Origin of the sequence: Nesterenkonia massiliensis (assembly GCF_000455245.1) — a bacterium.
Lineage (GTDB): Bacteria > Actinomycetota > Actinomycetes > Actinomycetales > Micrococcaceae > Nesterenkonia > Nesterenkonia rhizosphaerae.
Genome location: NZ_HG005169.1, coordinates 103,505 through 118,804 on the forward strand (window position 1 = coordinate 103,505; position 15,300 = coordinate 118,804).

13 protein-coding genes are annotated in these 15,300 nt (G+C 62.5%); 6 read left to right on the forward strand and 7 right to left on the reverse strand.

Annotated elements, in window-relative coordinates:
- Positions 1-682: 682 nt before the first annotated feature.
- Positions 683-1,963: a ParB/RepB/Spo0J family partition protein gene (locus TX78_RS12990; RefSeq protein WP_069956268.1), complete on the forward strand. Its 1,281-nt coding sequence runs from the start codon at positions 683-685 to the stop codon at positions 1,961-1,963.
- Positions 1,964-2,039: 76 nt separating this feature from the next.
- Here TX78_RS12990 and trxA read toward each other — a convergent pair whose 3' ends face one another.
- The 5 genes from trxA to TX78_RS09075 all read right to left on the reverse strand — a co-directional run bounded on the left by trxA (position 2,040) and on the right by TX78_RS09075 (position 7,773).
- A complete protein-coding gene (trxA, locus tag TX78_RS09055; RefSeq protein ID WP_044495631.1) occupies positions 2,040-2,366 on the reverse strand; it encodes a thioredoxin in 327 nt (108 codons plus the stop codon).
- Positions 2,367-2,414: 48 nt separating this feature from the next.
- Positions 2,415-3,404, reverse strand: coding sequence for a thioredoxin-disulfide reductase (trxB, locus tag TX78_RS09060; protein WP_081652702.1), 990 nt, complete (start codon positions 3,402-3,404; stop codon positions 2,415-2,417).
- A 128-nt stretch (positions 3,405-3,532) separates the two neighbouring features.
- A complete protein-coding gene (locus tag TX78_RS09065; RefSeq protein ID WP_044495635.1) occupies positions 3,533-5,416 on the reverse strand; it encodes a hypothetical protein in 1,884 nt (627 codons plus the stop codon).
- Positions 5,417-5,457: 41 nt separating this feature from the next.
- Positions 5,458-7,116 carry a murein biosynthesis integral membrane protein MurJ gene (murJ, locus tag TX78_RS09070; protein WP_233722221.1) on the reverse strand — a complete coding sequence of 553 codons (1,659 nt, stop codon included), beginning with the start codon at positions 7,114-7,116 and terminating at the stop codon, positions 5,458-5,460.
- Between the two features lie 111 nt (positions 7,117-7,227).
- A complete protein-coding gene (locus TX78_RS09075) occupies positions 7,228-7,773 on the reverse strand; it encodes an NUDIX hydrolase (protein ID WP_081652704.1) in 546 nt (181 codons plus the stop codon).
- Positions 7,774-7,858: 85 nt separating this feature from the next.
- Here TX78_RS09075 and TX78_RS09080 point away from each other — a divergent pair, with 85 nt between their 5' ends.
- Positions 7,859-9,289 carry a CCA tRNA nucleotidyltransferase gene (locus tag TX78_RS09080; protein ID WP_044495830.1) on the forward strand — a complete coding sequence of 477 codons (1,431 nt, stop codon included), beginning with the start codon at positions 7,859-7,861 and terminating at the stop codon, positions 9,287-9,289.
- Between the two features lie 126 nt (positions 9,290-9,415).
- Here the strand turns inward: TX78_RS09080 and TX78_RS09085 are convergent, their stop codons facing one another.
- Positions 9,416-10,885, reverse strand: a complete 1,470-nt coding sequence (locus TX78_RS09085) for a glycosyltransferase family 87 protein (protein WP_147640460.1) — start codon at positions 10,883-10,885, stop codon at positions 9,416-9,418.
- A 44-nt stretch (positions 10,886-10,929) separates the two neighbouring features.
- Between TX78_RS09085 and TX78_RS09090 the strand changes: the two genes are divergently transcribed.
- The gene (locus tag TX78_RS09090; protein WP_044495641.1) at positions 10,930-12,030 is read left to right on the forward strand and encodes an inositol-3-phosphate synthase; all 1,101 of its coding nucleotides are present in this window, start codon (positions 10,930-10,932) and stop codon (positions 12,028-12,030) included.
- 48 nt (positions 12,031-12,078) lie between these two features.
- Here the strand turns inward: TX78_RS09090 and TX78_RS09095 are convergent, their stop codons facing one another.
- On the reverse strand, positions 12,079-12,618 hold the full coding sequence (locus TX78_RS09095) for a hypothetical protein (protein ID WP_233722222.1): 540 nt from the start codon (positions 12,616-12,618) through the stop codon (positions 12,079-12,081).
- A gap of 154 nt (positions 12,619-12,772) precedes the next feature.
- Between TX78_RS09095 and TX78_RS09100 the strand changes: the two genes are divergently transcribed.
- From TX78_RS09100 to TX78_RS13765, 3 genes are all read left to right on the forward strand, one after another.
- The gene (locus tag TX78_RS09100) at positions 12,773-13,714 is read left to right on the forward strand and encodes an ABC transporter ATP-binding protein (RefSeq protein WP_044495646.1); all 942 of its coding nucleotides are present in this window, start codon (positions 12,773-12,775) and stop codon (positions 13,712-13,714) included.
- Complete coding sequence (locus tag TX78_RS09105) at positions 13,711-14,592, forward strand: ABC transporter permease (RefSeq protein ID WP_044495649.1); 882 nt, start codon at positions 13,711-13,713, stop codon at positions 14,590-14,592. The genes TX78_RS09100 and TX78_RS09105 overlap by 4 nt, the downstream gene beginning before the upstream one ends.
- 74 nt (positions 14,593-14,666) lie before the next feature.
- Positions 14,667-15,300, forward strand: a 634-nt coding sequence (locus TX78_RS13765; protein WP_044495835.1) for a hypothetical protein, incomplete at its 3' end; no start/stop codon positions are given.

Here is a 15,300-nt window from a genome sequence, read left to right on the forward strand (position 1 = left end):
AACGGGCCCGTTTCACGTGAAACGACACCTAACGCGACTGCGGCTGCTCCCCCCCATGTCTGACCCACGCCGCGGACGCCTCCTGTGTGTATTCTCTCTTACTCTCTGATCAAGATAATCCACAGGTTCTAGGGCAAGGCTGAGGCCGTTCCACGTGAAACACTGCGAGTGCCGGACCTGAGATGCTCCTGTTAGTACGTTGCTCATGCATTGCATTCGTCGCGAACATCGGAGCAGGTATGCACGAGGTATAGCCATGCGGCAAGTGGGCGCACACGACGTTTCACGTGAAACTAATGGTAGGTCAGCCGGACAGGATGTGCCCAGCACTGGGTGTCCCTGCTAGTGACGACGACGTCCAGGCATCTGCATTCGCCAGGACCGATGCGGGTCGCCAGGCTTTTTGTTTGACGGGAACGCGCGGGACCTGAGTGATGGGCGCGTCTGGTTGCCTGTTATGTCCGCCGGTCTGCACTAAACCCGATCGGAAGATGTTTCACGTGAAACTAGGCCTACGTGTGCAGTCGTTCAGAGAAAGACGCCAACAGGCGGGCCGGCGGATGTCGCGTTCTCACCGAGAGCCCTTGGGAACTCGCACCTTGAGTCGGGCATGAACGTATAGTCGTCGTGTTCAGGCAAGGCGCCTAAAATTGCTCATGTCAGCACAGTACTGGAGGAAATGATGGCAGAGCGTAAACGCCGGGGTCTTGGTCGCGGCCTAGGAGCACTAATCAACAGCGACGTCGACGAGGATCAGCCCGCGACCGGAGCAGCTGCCCAGGTAGTTCCCCCGGTGGAGCCAGAGATTCCAGCTGAACCCGTTTCACGTGAAACCTCGGACCAATCGGCCCCGCCCGAGCGCCCTATAGACGTCTTCTTTTCCGCGAAGTCGCATCTGGCCACTCAGCGAGTCACCCGCGACACTCCGCAGCGCAGTGCAGAATCGCGGCCTTCGACGGCGCCGCGGCGGGGGAGCGGCGCTAAACGCGCAGAAATGCCAGACGTTCTGGGGTCACGCGGAGCCAAGAGCACCACGGGCGGTCGACAGCGCGCGACTGAACGACGTGAAGCTGAGCGACGTGAGGCTGCGATCCCGAATGAGGAGCAGAACGCCACATCGGAGAACTCGTCCTCTGTTTCACGTGAAACAAGCTCCCCTGCAGACGCAGTGTTTCTGGAACTTCCGGTCACGAGCATCCGGCCCAACCCGCGTCAGCCTCGCGATGTCTTCGACGAAGAGGATATGGCGGAGCTCATTCATTCTGTGCGTGAGATTGGAGTCCTCCAGCCAATTGTCGTCCGCCGCGCAGGTGAAAACAGCTATGAGCTCATTATGGGTGAGCGGCGCTGGCGAGCTAGCCAGGAGGCAGGCCGGGACACCATTCCTGCGGTAGTTCGTCACACCAATGACGAGGACCTGCTGCGTGATGCTCTGTTGGAGAATATCCACCGGTCACAGCTCAACCCGCTGGAGGAGGCGGCGGCATATCAGCAGCTCCTCGAGGATTTTAGTATCAGTCAAGAAGAGCTGGCCAAGCGGATCGGGCGTTCTCGCCCGCAGATCTCGAATACGCTGCGCCTGATGCGTCTACCGGCCAGCGTGCAGCGGCGCGTAGCGGCAGGTGTGCTGAGCTCCGGGCACGCCCGGGCAGTACTGAGTCTGGAGACTGAAGAGCAGATGGAGACGCTCGCAGCGCGGATTGTGGCTGAAGGGCTATCCGTCCGCGGTGCCGAGGAAGCCGCCGGGATGATGAAGCGGGATACGGGGCCCGTTTCACGTGAAACACCTCGGTTACCGAGTCCTCGGCTGCAGCAGCTTGATGAATATGCGGAAGCACTGACCGACCGGCTCGATACACAGGTCAAGATTAGCCTGGGAGCGAAGAAGGGGCGGATCGCCATCGACTTCGCATCCATTGACGACCTCAACCGCATTATGGACGTGCTCAGCAGCAGTAAATAGCCGCAATGGCATAAAGGAAGCCCGGGCGATGATCCTAGAGATCACTACCCGGGCTTCCTTTATGGAACAGGCGATACTATGCCAGCAGGTCTGAGAACTCCTGCTCGAGGGCTGGCTTAGGCTTTGCACCGATGGAGGTGTGCACGTGCTCGCCGTCCTTGAACGCGAATACGGCCGGGATGGACGTGATGCCGAACTTCGCCGCAATGGCGGGGTTCTCGTCCACGTTCACCTTCACTACTTCAATCTTCTCTTCGTGCTCAACGGCAAGCTCTTCCAGGATGGGGGAGAGCGCACGGCAGGGGCCGCACCATTCAGCCCAGAAATCAACCAGAACTGGCTTGTCTGACTTCAGGACATCGTCTTCGAAGCTTGCATCAGTGACACTCTTCAACTGAGACATAGTGTCAGTCCTTCCTTGTGCGGATAGTCGTTCTTGTCTTGGTCTGCGTCAGGCAGCTTGGACTGCCATCTGATCTTCGAGGGCATCTGAGGAGGCCATAGCCCCTAACCAGTGTTCCACGTCGATTGCTGCAGCACAGCCTGAGCCGGCGGCAGTAATGGCTTGGCGGTATGTGGGGTCAAGGACATCACCAGCAGCAAAAACACCCGGCAGCGAGGTCTTGGAGCTGCGTCCGTCCACCCATACTGTGCCGTCTTCAGTCAGCTGCAGTTGGTCCTTAAAGAGATCCACTCGAGGGTCATGACCAATGGCTACGAACAGACCTGTCACGTCCAAAGTGGAGGCAGCGCCTGTCACGGTGTTCCGCAGCGCGAGCTGATTGACCTTGCCCTCCCCGTGGACTTCCGTGACCTCAGAGTTCCAAATGAACTCGATCTTCTCATTGGCCTTGGCGCGATCTGCCATGATCTGGGAGGCGCGGAGCTCTTCACGGCGATGGATGACATAGACCTTTGAGGCGAACTTGGTGAGGAAGAGGGCTTCTTCCATAGCGGAGTCACCGCCTCCCACTACGGCGATCTCCTGCTCGCGGAAGAAGAAGCCATCACAGGTGGCACACCAGCTCACGCCATGGCCGGAGAGCGCCTTCTCGCCAGGGACACCAAGCTCACGGTAGGCCGAACCGGTGGCCAGGATGACGGCCCGGCTATGCAGCACTGCGCCCGAGCCCAGGGTGATCTCCTTGATGGGCTGGTCCAGTTTCACAGCGGTAGCATCCTCGTGGCGAATATCAGCGCCGAAGCGACGTGCCTGGGCTTCCATATTCATCATCAGGTCAGGTCCCATCACGCCTTCGGGAAACCCGGGAAAGTTCTCTACCTCAGTGGTGTTCATCAGCTCGCCGCCAGCGGTCACCGAGCCGGCCAACACAATGGGGCTCAGATTCGCGCGGGCCGTATAGACGGCCGCTGTGTAGCCGGCTGGGCCGGAACCGATGATGACCACATCATGGACCTGATCGGGGGTCTGCTCAGTCACTGAAGGTATGTCCTCACGCTTGAATAGTGGTTTCGCGGCACCTCGCGAGACTTAACTATCAGCGCGAGGTGAGGTATCTGCATTGGTCAACGTACCCCGACAGAGGGGTATTCCTGCCAGGACAGCGGCTACGAGACGTCGATTTCGGCCAGCTGCAGTCGGAACGGCATGCCCGCCACAGTCGGAGAGACTTCTTGCGGCAGTTCAGTGATCTGAATGATCACAAAGGCCGCTTCGGTCGGTTCAGTGCTGACAGAGGCCTGCTGGTCGCTGAAGTCGCCTGTGCCGATCGAGCTCGCACCGCTGACGCTGGCCGAGTCGCTCAGCAGCACCTCAAAGGAGCCGCCTTCATACTCACCCTGGGCCTGGACACTCACCTCAGAGACCTGTGCCGGCTCTTCCAGCTCCAGCACTACGTTCATTGCCGAAGCGAAGCCGCCGAAGTTCGCAGTAGCGAAGGATTGCGTGGCCCAGGCGGAGTCAGCAGAGCCGTCGATCAGGTTCGACAGCTGCCCATCGGCTGCTGCGTTCAACCCCGGCGATTCCGGCACCTCCCGAGTCACGGTGGCAACTGCCGGTGCCGGTCCTGTCTCCTCAGGGCTTGGTTCCGTCTCACCTGTCTCAGCGGCTGCGGCATCATCCTCCGCTGTCTGCTCAGGTGTTGGCTCCTGCTGCTCCTGAGTTTGCTCGGGAGCAGCAGGAGCCGCATCTGGCTCGTTCCCGGAGCGCAGAGCCAAGAAAATCACCACTGCCGCGGCCAGCACTACGGCAGCAAGCACGGCTGCGGCGATCCATCCTCCAAGAGCTGGCTTCTGTTCCGCTTCATCGTCTGCAGCAGGTGCCGGCGCCGTCTCACGATGCGGTGAGTCGCCGGCGGGGAAAGGGCTTCTGGTGGCTGCCGGCACTGCGCTGATCAGGCCGGTAAAACTGCCGGGACGTTCGCCATCCGGGGCGGGGGCATGAGCAGGATACGATTCAACGGCCGGCGTCGAAGCGGGTTCACCGAACTCAGTCGCGGTACGTCGGTCATACGAGGGTTCGGGGGACTCCGGCGGGTTATCAATGACCTCTTCACCCTCGGCGATGATCTGATCCACCTTGGTTGGCTGCTGCTGCGCAGCAAGGGGGCCCACAGAGACTGTGGAGATCGCGGCCGAAGGATCACGTTCAGTGATCGGCCCATAGGAGTCCTCGGGCGCATAATCAGCATCCGAATCATCGGTCTCAGCCACGGAACTCTCCGGGCCAGAGTCGACCGGCGCGGGAGGGCCTGCAGCTTCAAAGTTTTCAGCAGGAAGCAGGCTACGGGCAGCTTCGATGGTCTCCTGCGTATCAGCCGAAGGATCAGCAGCTACCTCGGCAAGATCGGAATGCAGACCAAAGGCACCGTCGCCGGGCTCCACCCCCAGGGCCTGCCCAGCGGACTCAACAGCATTCTGCAGATCAGCTGGCTGACCCGCACTGGCCGCGCTTTCAGCGTCCTGGTCCTCCTGCGAGGCAGCCTTCACCCTATCCAGGAAGGCAGGACGACGGCGGGCAAAGCGGCCAGCAGGCTGTGAGGTCTCTTGAGCCGGATCCAGACCGGCCCGCAGCTGTGCGTAGTACTCGGCGTCGTCGTCGTAGGTCTGGGGCTCCATCTCTCGGGACTGGCCAAAAAGCTCAGAGCCCAGGGAATCAGTGAAATACGGCTCAACATACGGGGCAGCATCCGGGACGACCAGGTCCAGCAGCTGGTTGGGATCCACCAGCGAAGAGATCAGGTAGGTACGCTCCTGAGCCAACCCCAGATCCAGCACCTGGACCTCAGAGGAGCGCTCACCGGTGGCGAGTTCCTTAGCTGAGGTGGCCACTTGCTTGGCATTGGAACGGGCGGCCAGCAGGACACTGACCTCGCGGTCCAGTACCTCATCAGTGGCTTGGAAGACGACGTCCTGGTCCGCTGACGTCACCACATGATGGGTGATCCGGTAGCGCCCGCCCACCACATCTCCGACGCCGAACGGCTGCGCCACGGATCCTCCTCCAACAGGTCGAAAAAAAGCTTGGGACAAGACTACCCGGCCAAGCGCTTGAGGGCGGGAACACGGCGCGACAGCGGCTCCATGAACTGGGAGAACTCCCGGACCTTCATGGCACGCAGCGCCGCCACAAACACCACAGCCATCACCGTGCCGGTGACCGCGCAGCTGATGATCGCAGTGAAGATGGAGTTCCAGGCGAAGCCGAAGCTGTAGCCGCCCAACAGCCAGAGCGCCCCAGCCCCTACCGCGCCGGCGGCGGCAGCAGCGAATCCAGAACGGGTATAGGCAGCCAGCACTCCCGGCATATCGAAGCTGCCCCAGCGGCGCACCACCAGCACATGGCAGATCACGTACTGCAGCAGGTGCAGTCCGGAGAATACGCCGACCACCAGGTAGGGCACGTGCTGGTTCTCGACCACCAGAGCTGCCCCATAGGCCGTGGAGAGCCCGACGACGGCCGCTGTGGTGAACACCCACATAGGAGTCTTGGCGTCCTCAGCCGCATAGAAAGCGCGCAGCAGATAAAAGGCCGCCGAGCGGAACGGCATGCCCAAGGCCAGAATGACCAGCAGCTGTCCGATGGCGGCGCCGGCCAAATGCGCGTCCTCGCCGGCTCCGGAGAAAATGCGGCCCAGTGGACCGGAGAGCACCAGAACTGCGGCCATGCAGAACGTCACCGGGATGGCGAAGATCCTCAGGCCCTCATTGATCAGCTCGCGGGCTCGAGGCGTGTCACCTTCGTGCATGGAATGCGAAAGCTGATTGAACATCACGGTGGCAATGGAGAGCACAAAGACCGAATGCGGCAGGATGGCGATGAGTTCAGCGACATTGGCGGCATACTCGCCCGGCACCCGGGCGCCCTCTGCCCCCATCTGTTCGCGAGCCGCCGTCGCTCCGGAAATCAGCCGCAGGTAGAGCAGATTCGCGACGTTGCCGATCAGCATGGTGAGTAGAGTCCAGCCCGCGACTGTGCCGGTCTGCCGCAGGCCCATGCCGCGCAGCCCGAACTTTGGCCGCAGTTTGATGCCCAGCTTGGACAGCGGCCACAGCAGCAGCAGCGCCTGGGCGACGATGCCTGCCGTATGACCTGCGGCCAACCAGATGGTCTGCTGCGTGGTCCACTCCGCCAGCTGATCACCACCGGCCGAATGCGCGCTGAAGGTCCAGATGAAGCTGACGATGACCCCAATGGCGATCAGGTTGTTCAGCACCGGAGCCCACATGTACCAGCCGAAGCGAGCATTGGCATTGAGCACCTGGCCGGTCACCGCATAGAGCCCGTAGAAGAAGATCTGCGGCAATGTCCACAGCGCAAAAGCGGTGCCCAGAGTCAGCATCTCGGGGCTCCAGTCGAGGGTGAGCACACTGATGATCGGATAGGCCGCCAAGGTGATGAGCACCGTGAAACCAGCCAGCACCAGCACGGTCAGGGTCAGCAGCCGCGAGGTATAGTCAGCGCCGCGGTCGGGCTGTTTGGCGGCTTTGATCAGCTGCGGGACAAGCACCACATTGAACATCCCACCGGCCAGCAGCAGGTAGATGATGTTCGGGATGCTGTTGGCTTTCTCAAAGACGTCGGCGATCACCGTGGTGGAGCCGATAGCCACAGCAAGCAGGGCCGTCCGGATGAAGCCCAGCACACGGGAGACCAGGGTGCCAGCGGCCATCAGCGCACTGGCTGCGGCCATACCCTCCTTGGGCATATGCGCTGGCGGAGCCGAGGCCGGCTGTGCGCTGCCGTGGCGGGGTCGGTACGGGGAAGGTTGGGGGGACATCAGTTGAGGACTATAGACCAGTGGTCATAAAGAATCGTGGATGACCTGTTTGGCCACGTTGACGATCCGCCGCTCATTCGGGAAGGAAAGCGTGCGGTCGAGATCATCAAGATTGACCCAGGCCACATCGACTGCCTCATGGTCCGGGTCCTTCTCAATAGTCAGCTCCCCACCGGTGGCTTCCAACAGGAAGTGATGGACCGTCTTGTGCACCCGGTGGGTGGGAACGGTGAACCAGTACTCGATGCTGCCCAGGGAGGTCAGGATGGAACCGGCGATACCGGTCTCCTCCTCCACCTCGCGCACTGCGGCCTGCTCATAGGTCTCATCGCCCTCCGGGTGCCCCTTGGGCAGACACCACTCAAGGCGGCCTCCGCGGTTATAACGGGCGATGATCGCGGCGTCGAAACCACGCCGGGCAGGGCGCAGCACAACACCTCCGGCGCTGACCTCCTCCACGGTGGGAAGGTGCCCGTTCTGGCGGGAATGCGGCACTGCAGGCGCACGCCGGTTGCCCATTGACACTGTCAATGGGGTCCGTCGTTCACCTCCAGTTTCCGCCCTGGTCATGATTACTACCTTAAAGGGTGGATTCTCCAGCGCAGACGCCAGCGCCCTGCTGGAAAGCATCCGGTATGGGAAACTGATTGGCGCTATGGTTTCTCTTCCCCACGGTTTTCCCGCGCATGCGTGGCTGCCCGAGGTCGTCGTCGAGCTCGGTGAGGTCTTCGCCGCCGCCGGACACGACCTCTCCTTAGTCGGCGGTCCCGTCCGCGACCTCTTTTTAGGCCGCACCTCCCCCGATCTGGACTTCACCACAGATGCCACCCCGGACCAGATTCTGGCCGCAGTAGATGGATGGGCGGATGCGCACTGGGACATCGGCCGGGCCTTCGGGACCATCGGCCTGCGGAAGGGAAACCAGACCCTAGAGGTCACCACCTACCGGGCCGAGGCCTACGACCCGTCCTCCCGTAAACCTGAGGTGCGCTTCGGCGACAACTTAGAGGATGACCTGGTGCGCCGGGACTTCACCGTCAATGCCATGGCGCTTAGGCTTCCCAGCTTCGAGCTGGTGGACCCCCACGGTGGCGTGCGGGATCTCCACGCCAAGCTGCTGCGCACCCCGGCCACTCCGCAGGAGAGCTTCTCGGATGATCCGCTGCGGATGATGCGTGCTGCGCGTTTCGCCGCGCAGCTGGGGCTCGACGTCGCCCCGGAGGTGCAGCAGGCCATGACCGCCATGGCCCCGCGACTGGAGATCGTCTCTGCTGAACGTGTGCGCGAAGAGCTGGTCAAGCTCATCTGCGGCGCCCACCCCCGGGCGGGCGTGGACTTAATGGTAGAGACCGGGCTGGCCGATATTGTGCTGCCGGAGATCCCCGCACTGAAGCTCACCGCCGATGAGCATCACCGCCACAAAGACGTCTACCAGCACTCGCTGCAGGTCCTTGAGCAGGCCTGCGACTTAGAAACCGACGACGACGGCCCGGTGCCGCGTCCGGACTTCGTGCTGCGCTTCGCCGCGCTGATGCATGATGTGGGCAAACCCAAGACCCGGCGTTTTGAGCCCGGCGGAGCAGTCAGCTTCCGGCACCATGACGTCGTGGGCGCGAAGCTGACCCGTAAGCGCATGCAGGCGCTGAAGTTCGACAAGGACACCATCAAGGCTGTCACTCATCTGGTGGAGCTGCATATGCGCTTCTACGGCTATGGCGAACAGGAGTGGACCGATTCTGCGGTGCGCCGCTATGTCACCGATGCCGGGGATCAGCTGCAGCGGCTGCACCGGCTGACCCGCTCTGATGTGACCACCCGCAATAAGCGCAAAGCTGCTCGGCTGGATCACGCCTATGACGATCTCGAGGCCCGCATCGCGGAGCTCGCTGAGAAGGAGGAGCTGGCCAAGATCCGCCCGCACCTGGACGGCGAGCAAATCATGGCGGTGCTGGGCATTGCTCCGGGTCCGGCTGTGGGCAAGGCCTATAAGTTCCTGCTGGAGCATCGCATGGAGCACGGGCCGGTGGCCGAGGAGGAAGCCGTGCAGTTGCTGAAGGACTGGGCGGCCGAGCAGGGCATCAGCTGAGCCTTCAAGCTGCCTCGCCCACAGGTCTCGGTGTCGGTGCATGCCGCCGGGGCCCGTTGTACCCGGGCCACGGAGAAATACCCGGCCGTATACGGGGTGGTAAAACCCCGAAGCCCGGGTAAAACGCTAAGCCGCTGCGGCGAGGTCTTGCTGAGCGCGGATGATATCCCGCTGCGGGCGGGCCATATCCCAGATCACCTGTGCCATCAGGTACACCGTGGAAGCCATATGCAGGATCACCGCGGCCACGTAGAGTTTCGCGTCAAAGGCATGCTGAGGTAGGTGATCTCCCACCACATCGGCCAGATACATCCACACTGCCCAGAAGTGCAGCACCTGGGCAGCATTCCAAATGACCACATCGCGCAGCCGCGGGGCCGCCAGGGCAATCAGCGGCACCAGCCACAGCATGAACTGCGGTGAGTAGACCTTGCTGAAGAGCAGGAAGGCCGCCACGATCAGAAACAGCAGCTGGACCATCCGCGGACGCTCCGAAACCGTCAGCCCCAGCACCAGCACTCCCGCGCAGCTGGCGGCAAAGAGCCCGAAACTCAAGGCTGACACTGTCTCCGGCGTGGGCCCCTCGCCCAGCACCATCCACACATGCCACAGCGAGGAATATCCAGCACCGCGTTCGGAGGAGAAGACGAAGAAACGCGCCCATGCCTCAAAGTTGATCAGCATCACCGGCACATTGATTACCAGCCAGGAGATCAGCGTGCCGGCGGCAACCTTGGCGAAGACCACCAGGTCGACGTCGTGATTTCGCTCCTGCTTCCGCAGAGCGGTGCGCAGCGCCAGTACCAACACCGCCCCGAGCATGAACAGCGGATAGAGCTTAAAAGCGACGCCGATGCCGATCAGCACGCCCGCCCAGAGCCAGCGTTTGCGCTGGTACAACAGCACCGCCAGAGCCAGCGCCACCGCCGGCCAGATATCCCAATTGATGCCGATGGCGAAGATCATCGCCGGCGAAAGCGCCACTATTGCCGCATCCCAGGGGCGCCGCCCGGCGGAGACATAGGTGATCAGTACCAGCGCGATCCATAGCACAGCGGCAACCAAGAACGTCAGATCCCAGTAGAGCAGCCCGCCGCGCTCACCCCAGTAGCCGCCGGTGGTCTCCGCCAGCCAGTGGGTCAGGGCTGCGAAGAACGACGCCACGGCCATGGTCGCGGCCGGGTACTCAAAGCTCGCCAAATCAGCGGAGAACGGCGCCCAGGGCGAGACGTTGAGGTCCCGGCTGCCCCACAGCGCTGCCACATCCGAATAACAACCCCAGTGGTAAACCCCTACCCCGCCCCATCCGTTGATACGGCAGTATTGGCCGGAAAGCGCCGAGAGCAGGATCCCCACCACGGTGAGGGCCACCAGCACCCGCGGGATGCTCCAGAACCCGCCCGCACCGCGGCGCGGCCGAAGCCGGCGTCCGGCTGGGCCTCCGGCGCGGTCGCTTAAGTGCCGCAGCAGCGGATCGGTGGCCGATACCGGCACTTCAGCGGCCTGCGCCTGACGTGCCGCAGGTGCCTCCGGGTCTCGGCGACTGGCGCTTCTCAAAGATTCTGCGAACTCTGCGGTGGGGGGCGTCGTCGTCACTTCTCCAGCCTAAAGCGTCCATCCTTCCGTGGTAAGAAATAGCCATGGACCTGTCACCATCATCGAGTCATCCCATTCGCACCGCCCTTGTGGGCGTGGGCAACTGTGCCGCATCGCTGGTCCAGGGGGTGCAGTATTACCGGGACGCCCCAGAGGATCAGGATGTTCCAGGACTGATGCACGTCCGTTTCGGCGACTATCACGTGCGCGATGTGCAGTTTGTGGCGGCCTTCGATGTTGATGACAAGAAGGTGGGCAAGGATCTGTCTGAGGCCATAGGCGCCAGTGAGAACAACACCATCCAGATCGCCGAAGTCCCCTACGCTGATGTCACCGTCCAGCGCGGTCCCACCCTGGACGGGTTGGGTCGCTACTACCGCGAGACCATTGACGAATCGGCCTTCGACCCGGTGGATGTGGTGGCAGCGCTGAAAGAGGCCCGGGTGGACGTTGTGGTCTGCTACTTGCCCGTGGGCGCCGAGAAAGCCGCGCGCTTCTACGCCCAGGCCGCTCTTGATGCCGGCTGTGCATTCGTCAACGCGCTGCCGGTATTTATCGCCTCTGACCCAGAGTGGGCACAGAAGTTCACCGACGCCGGGCTGCCGATCGTGGGCGATGACATCAAATCCCAGCTGGGAGCCACCATCACCCACCGCGAGCTCGCGCATCTCTTCGCCGAGCGCGGGGTGCACCTGGACCGCACCTACCAGCTGAACTTCGGCGGCAATATGGACTTCAAGAACATGCTCGAGCGTGACCGGCTGGAGTCGAAGAAGATCTCCAAGACTCAGGCTGTGACCTCCAATACCAGCGCTGAACTGGCCGCCGACGACGTGCACATCGGACCCAGCGACTACGTCCCATGGCTCAATGACCGCAAATGGGCCTATATCCGCATGGAGGGCCGCAACTTCGGTGATGCCCCAGTGGCTATCGAGCTGAAACTGGAGGTCTGGGACTCCCCCAACTCAGCCGGTGTGATCATCGATGCGGTCCGCGCAGCGAAGATCGGCCTGGACCGCGGCGTGGGCGGGCCGCTGCTCTCGGCGTCGTCGTACTTCATGAAATCCCCGCCGGAACAGTACAACGACGACGCAGCCCGGCAGAAGGTGGAAGCCTTTATCCGCGGGGAGATCGAGCGCTGAGAAACGCTTCGGACTAGTACCTCCGACCGCGGCTGTGACCGCCGCGCACTAGCGCTGGTGTGCGCGGTGGTCCGCGGCGTAGGCGGCGAAGACCTCCTGGGGCGTATTGCCGCTGAGGAACTCGTGGCTGAGCTTCTCGCTCAGCTTCTGAAGGGCAAAGCCGAAGCGTTCGCCGCTGAGTTGGACATCCGGGCTGGTGCTGGCCCCAGCCGCAGCACGGATCTCCAACGTATAGGGCAGATACCGCGCCAGGCTGAGGTCGGCGTGCTGCTCCCGGAAGTAGTAGGTCTCACCGTACTGATTGAAGTCAATGCAGCTCTGCGAGGTATCCCGGGTGAGCTGTTCCAGCGCAATGGCGGCAACCGCAGGCTGGACCCAGAGGGCGATGACCAGCACCATGGCGCCGGGGCCCACCGCTGTGCCGAGCCGATGCTTTATCACCCGCGACATCCGCCAGACAACGGTGAACACTCCACGGCTCAGCGAACCGTGGCTGGGCGGGTGCAGAAGCTGATGGAACATATCGCGAAGACCCACCATGATCAGCAGAACCCCCACAAGAGTGATGGCGGTGTTCATAAGCCCCATTTCCAGTACTGATCCTATGCAGACACTACTGCCGCTCCCGGATCATCCTGCTAGATCAGCATTTGGGGGGATGCCCTCCACCTGTGGGCGGACGTAGCGTGAGAGCAGCGAACCGAGACCCGGCTCGCACTGCACGCGAATCTGGGAGCGAGCGATGATCACAGCAGAGAATCTGCGTAAGACCTACGGATCCAAGACCGCCGTGGACGGCATCAGTTTTGCGCTGGAACCGGGTAAAGTCACCGGTTTCCTGGGCCCCAACGGCTCAGGCAAGTCCACCACCATGCGCATGGCCGTAGGCCTGGACCGGCCCACCTCCGGGCACATCAGCATTGCCGGTAAATCCCTGGCTGAGCACGCGGCACCGCTGCGCACTGTGGGCGCGGTGCTGGACGCCGGCGCCACCCACCCCGGGCGTACCGGACGCCAGCACCTGAGAGCGCTGGCCGCCACCCACCGCATCAGCCACAAACGTGTGGATGACGTCATTGAACTCACCGGACTTGAAAGTGTCTCCGGCAAGCGCATCAAGGGCTACTCGCTGGGCATGAACCAGCGGCTCGGCATTGCCGCGGCGCTGCTGGGAGATCCGGCCGTGCTGATCTTTGACGAACCTGTCAACGGCTTGGACCCCGAAGGAGTGCGCTGGGTGCGCCGACTGGCCCGGGATATGGCAGCAGAGGGCCGCACAGTGTTCCTCTCCTCCCATCTGATGAGCGAGATGGCGCAGACCGCAGATCACCTGATTGTGCTGGGCCGGGGCCGCATCATTGCTGATGCCCCCATCCAGGACCTGCTGGAAGGCGGTGAGTCCAGGGTGCTGGTGCGCACCGAACAGGCCAAGGATCTGATGAATGCACTGGCCGGGGACCGGATCAGCATCACCTGCCGGGATGCTGAGACCTTTGAAGTCTCCGGTCTGGATGCGCGCAGCATCGGCCGCCGCGCCCTTGAAATCGGTGCGGTACTGCACGAGCTCACCCCACAGCGGACCTCGCTGGAGGACTCCTACATGAAACTCACCGGCGACTACGTCGAATACCAGTCCGGCGCTGCCGCAGGTGCCGCCGCCCAGGCTGAAGGAGGCCAGGCATGAACCCCACCGTCCCCCATCCTGCTGAATCCGCACTCGCATCCGGCGACACAGCTACTGCTCCGACGCGGGGCCCCCGCACCTTTGAACCTGATCCGACACTGCCAGGACTGAGCTTCTTTGGCGTGGTGCGTTCAGAACTGTCCAAGTTACTGGCGCTGCGCACCACCTACTGGCTCTCAGCCATCACCTTGGGGCTCTCTGCGCTGATCTCTGGCGGAGTGGCCTGGGGCTTCTCCAGCTTCAGTGACGAGACTTCCCAGCTGATGCTGGCTGAAGGCGCCATGACAGGGCTCTACTTCGGGCTGTTGCTGCTGGGCGCACTAGCGGTGATCAGTATGACCACTGAGTTCACTACTGGTGCGATTCGTTCCTCGCTCACCGTGGTGCCCCGCCGCAATCTGCTCTATCTGGCCAAGGCCACCGCAATCACGCTTCTGGTGGCCGTGGTCACCGCTGCAGTGATCATCGCCTGCCATCTGGTGGCTGCGCTGTTCTCCGGAGAGCTGGAGGTGCTGGCCCCGTTCAGCGACTCTGAGGTGGGCTATGTCTACCTCACTCACTGGATCTCAGTGATCATCACTGCTCTGATGGGCTTCGGTCTGGGTGCGTTGCTGCGCAGCTCCGCTGGCGGCATCGTGGTGCTGACCATCATTATCTTTGTGGTGCAGATCGTGGTCGCTATCCTCTATGGCGTCACTCAGGGTGCCGAATGGGCAGAAATGCTGATGCGCGCTGAGTACTCCTACCTGGTCATGGAGTTCACCAGCGTTGACGCAGTGCGGGATATGGAACTGTGGCAGTCACTGCTGGGAGTTTTCGCCTGGGCGGCTGTACCGTTCGGACTCGGCTGGCTGACCTTTTCACGCCGCGACGTCTAAACCACCCTGTTCCTTTCAGGAGCACCGCTCGGACACCGCGTGGGTGCCGCGAGGGTAGTGAGAGTATAAAAACCATGAGCACCACCTCCGCCACGCAGCTAGGCCCCATGGCGGGTTTTGATGAGCTTGCGCTGGTGCGCCGGCGCGGTGTGCGGGGCTGGATGCGCCGACACCCCCGGTGCACTAATGCTCTGATCATTTGCTGCTACTTGCTGTTTGCGCTGTGGTCCCTGCCCATGGCAATTGTTGATATGGGCACCCACGTGTGGTGGTTGGTGCCCGGCTGGCTGATCATTGCCGCACTGCTGTGCTTCCGGCACAGCTGGCCAGTGAGCGTGCTTGTGGCGATCATGCTGGCCGAGGCAGCCCTGCTGATGATCTACCCGTGGAATGGTCCGCAGATGCTGGGACTGTGGTTCGCCGCTTACTGCGTGGGCCTGCACCGCGGTTTGGCAGCCGGTCTGGTGGTAGCGCTGCCAGCATGTGCCGCAGCCTGCCTGGCGTACCTGCGGCTACCGGCCTGGACTCAGAAGCATGGAGCCAGTATCTGGGAGACCGGTGTCTTTCAGCTTCCGGCCGGTGAGCTCGGCTCTACGCTGTGGTTCTTCGCGGTTCTGACGGTGATCATGGTCTTCACCACCGGATTCTCCGTGGCCATCGGTGCCGCAGTGCGGCGCGGCCGCGCTCACGAGCAGGAGATCCTGGACT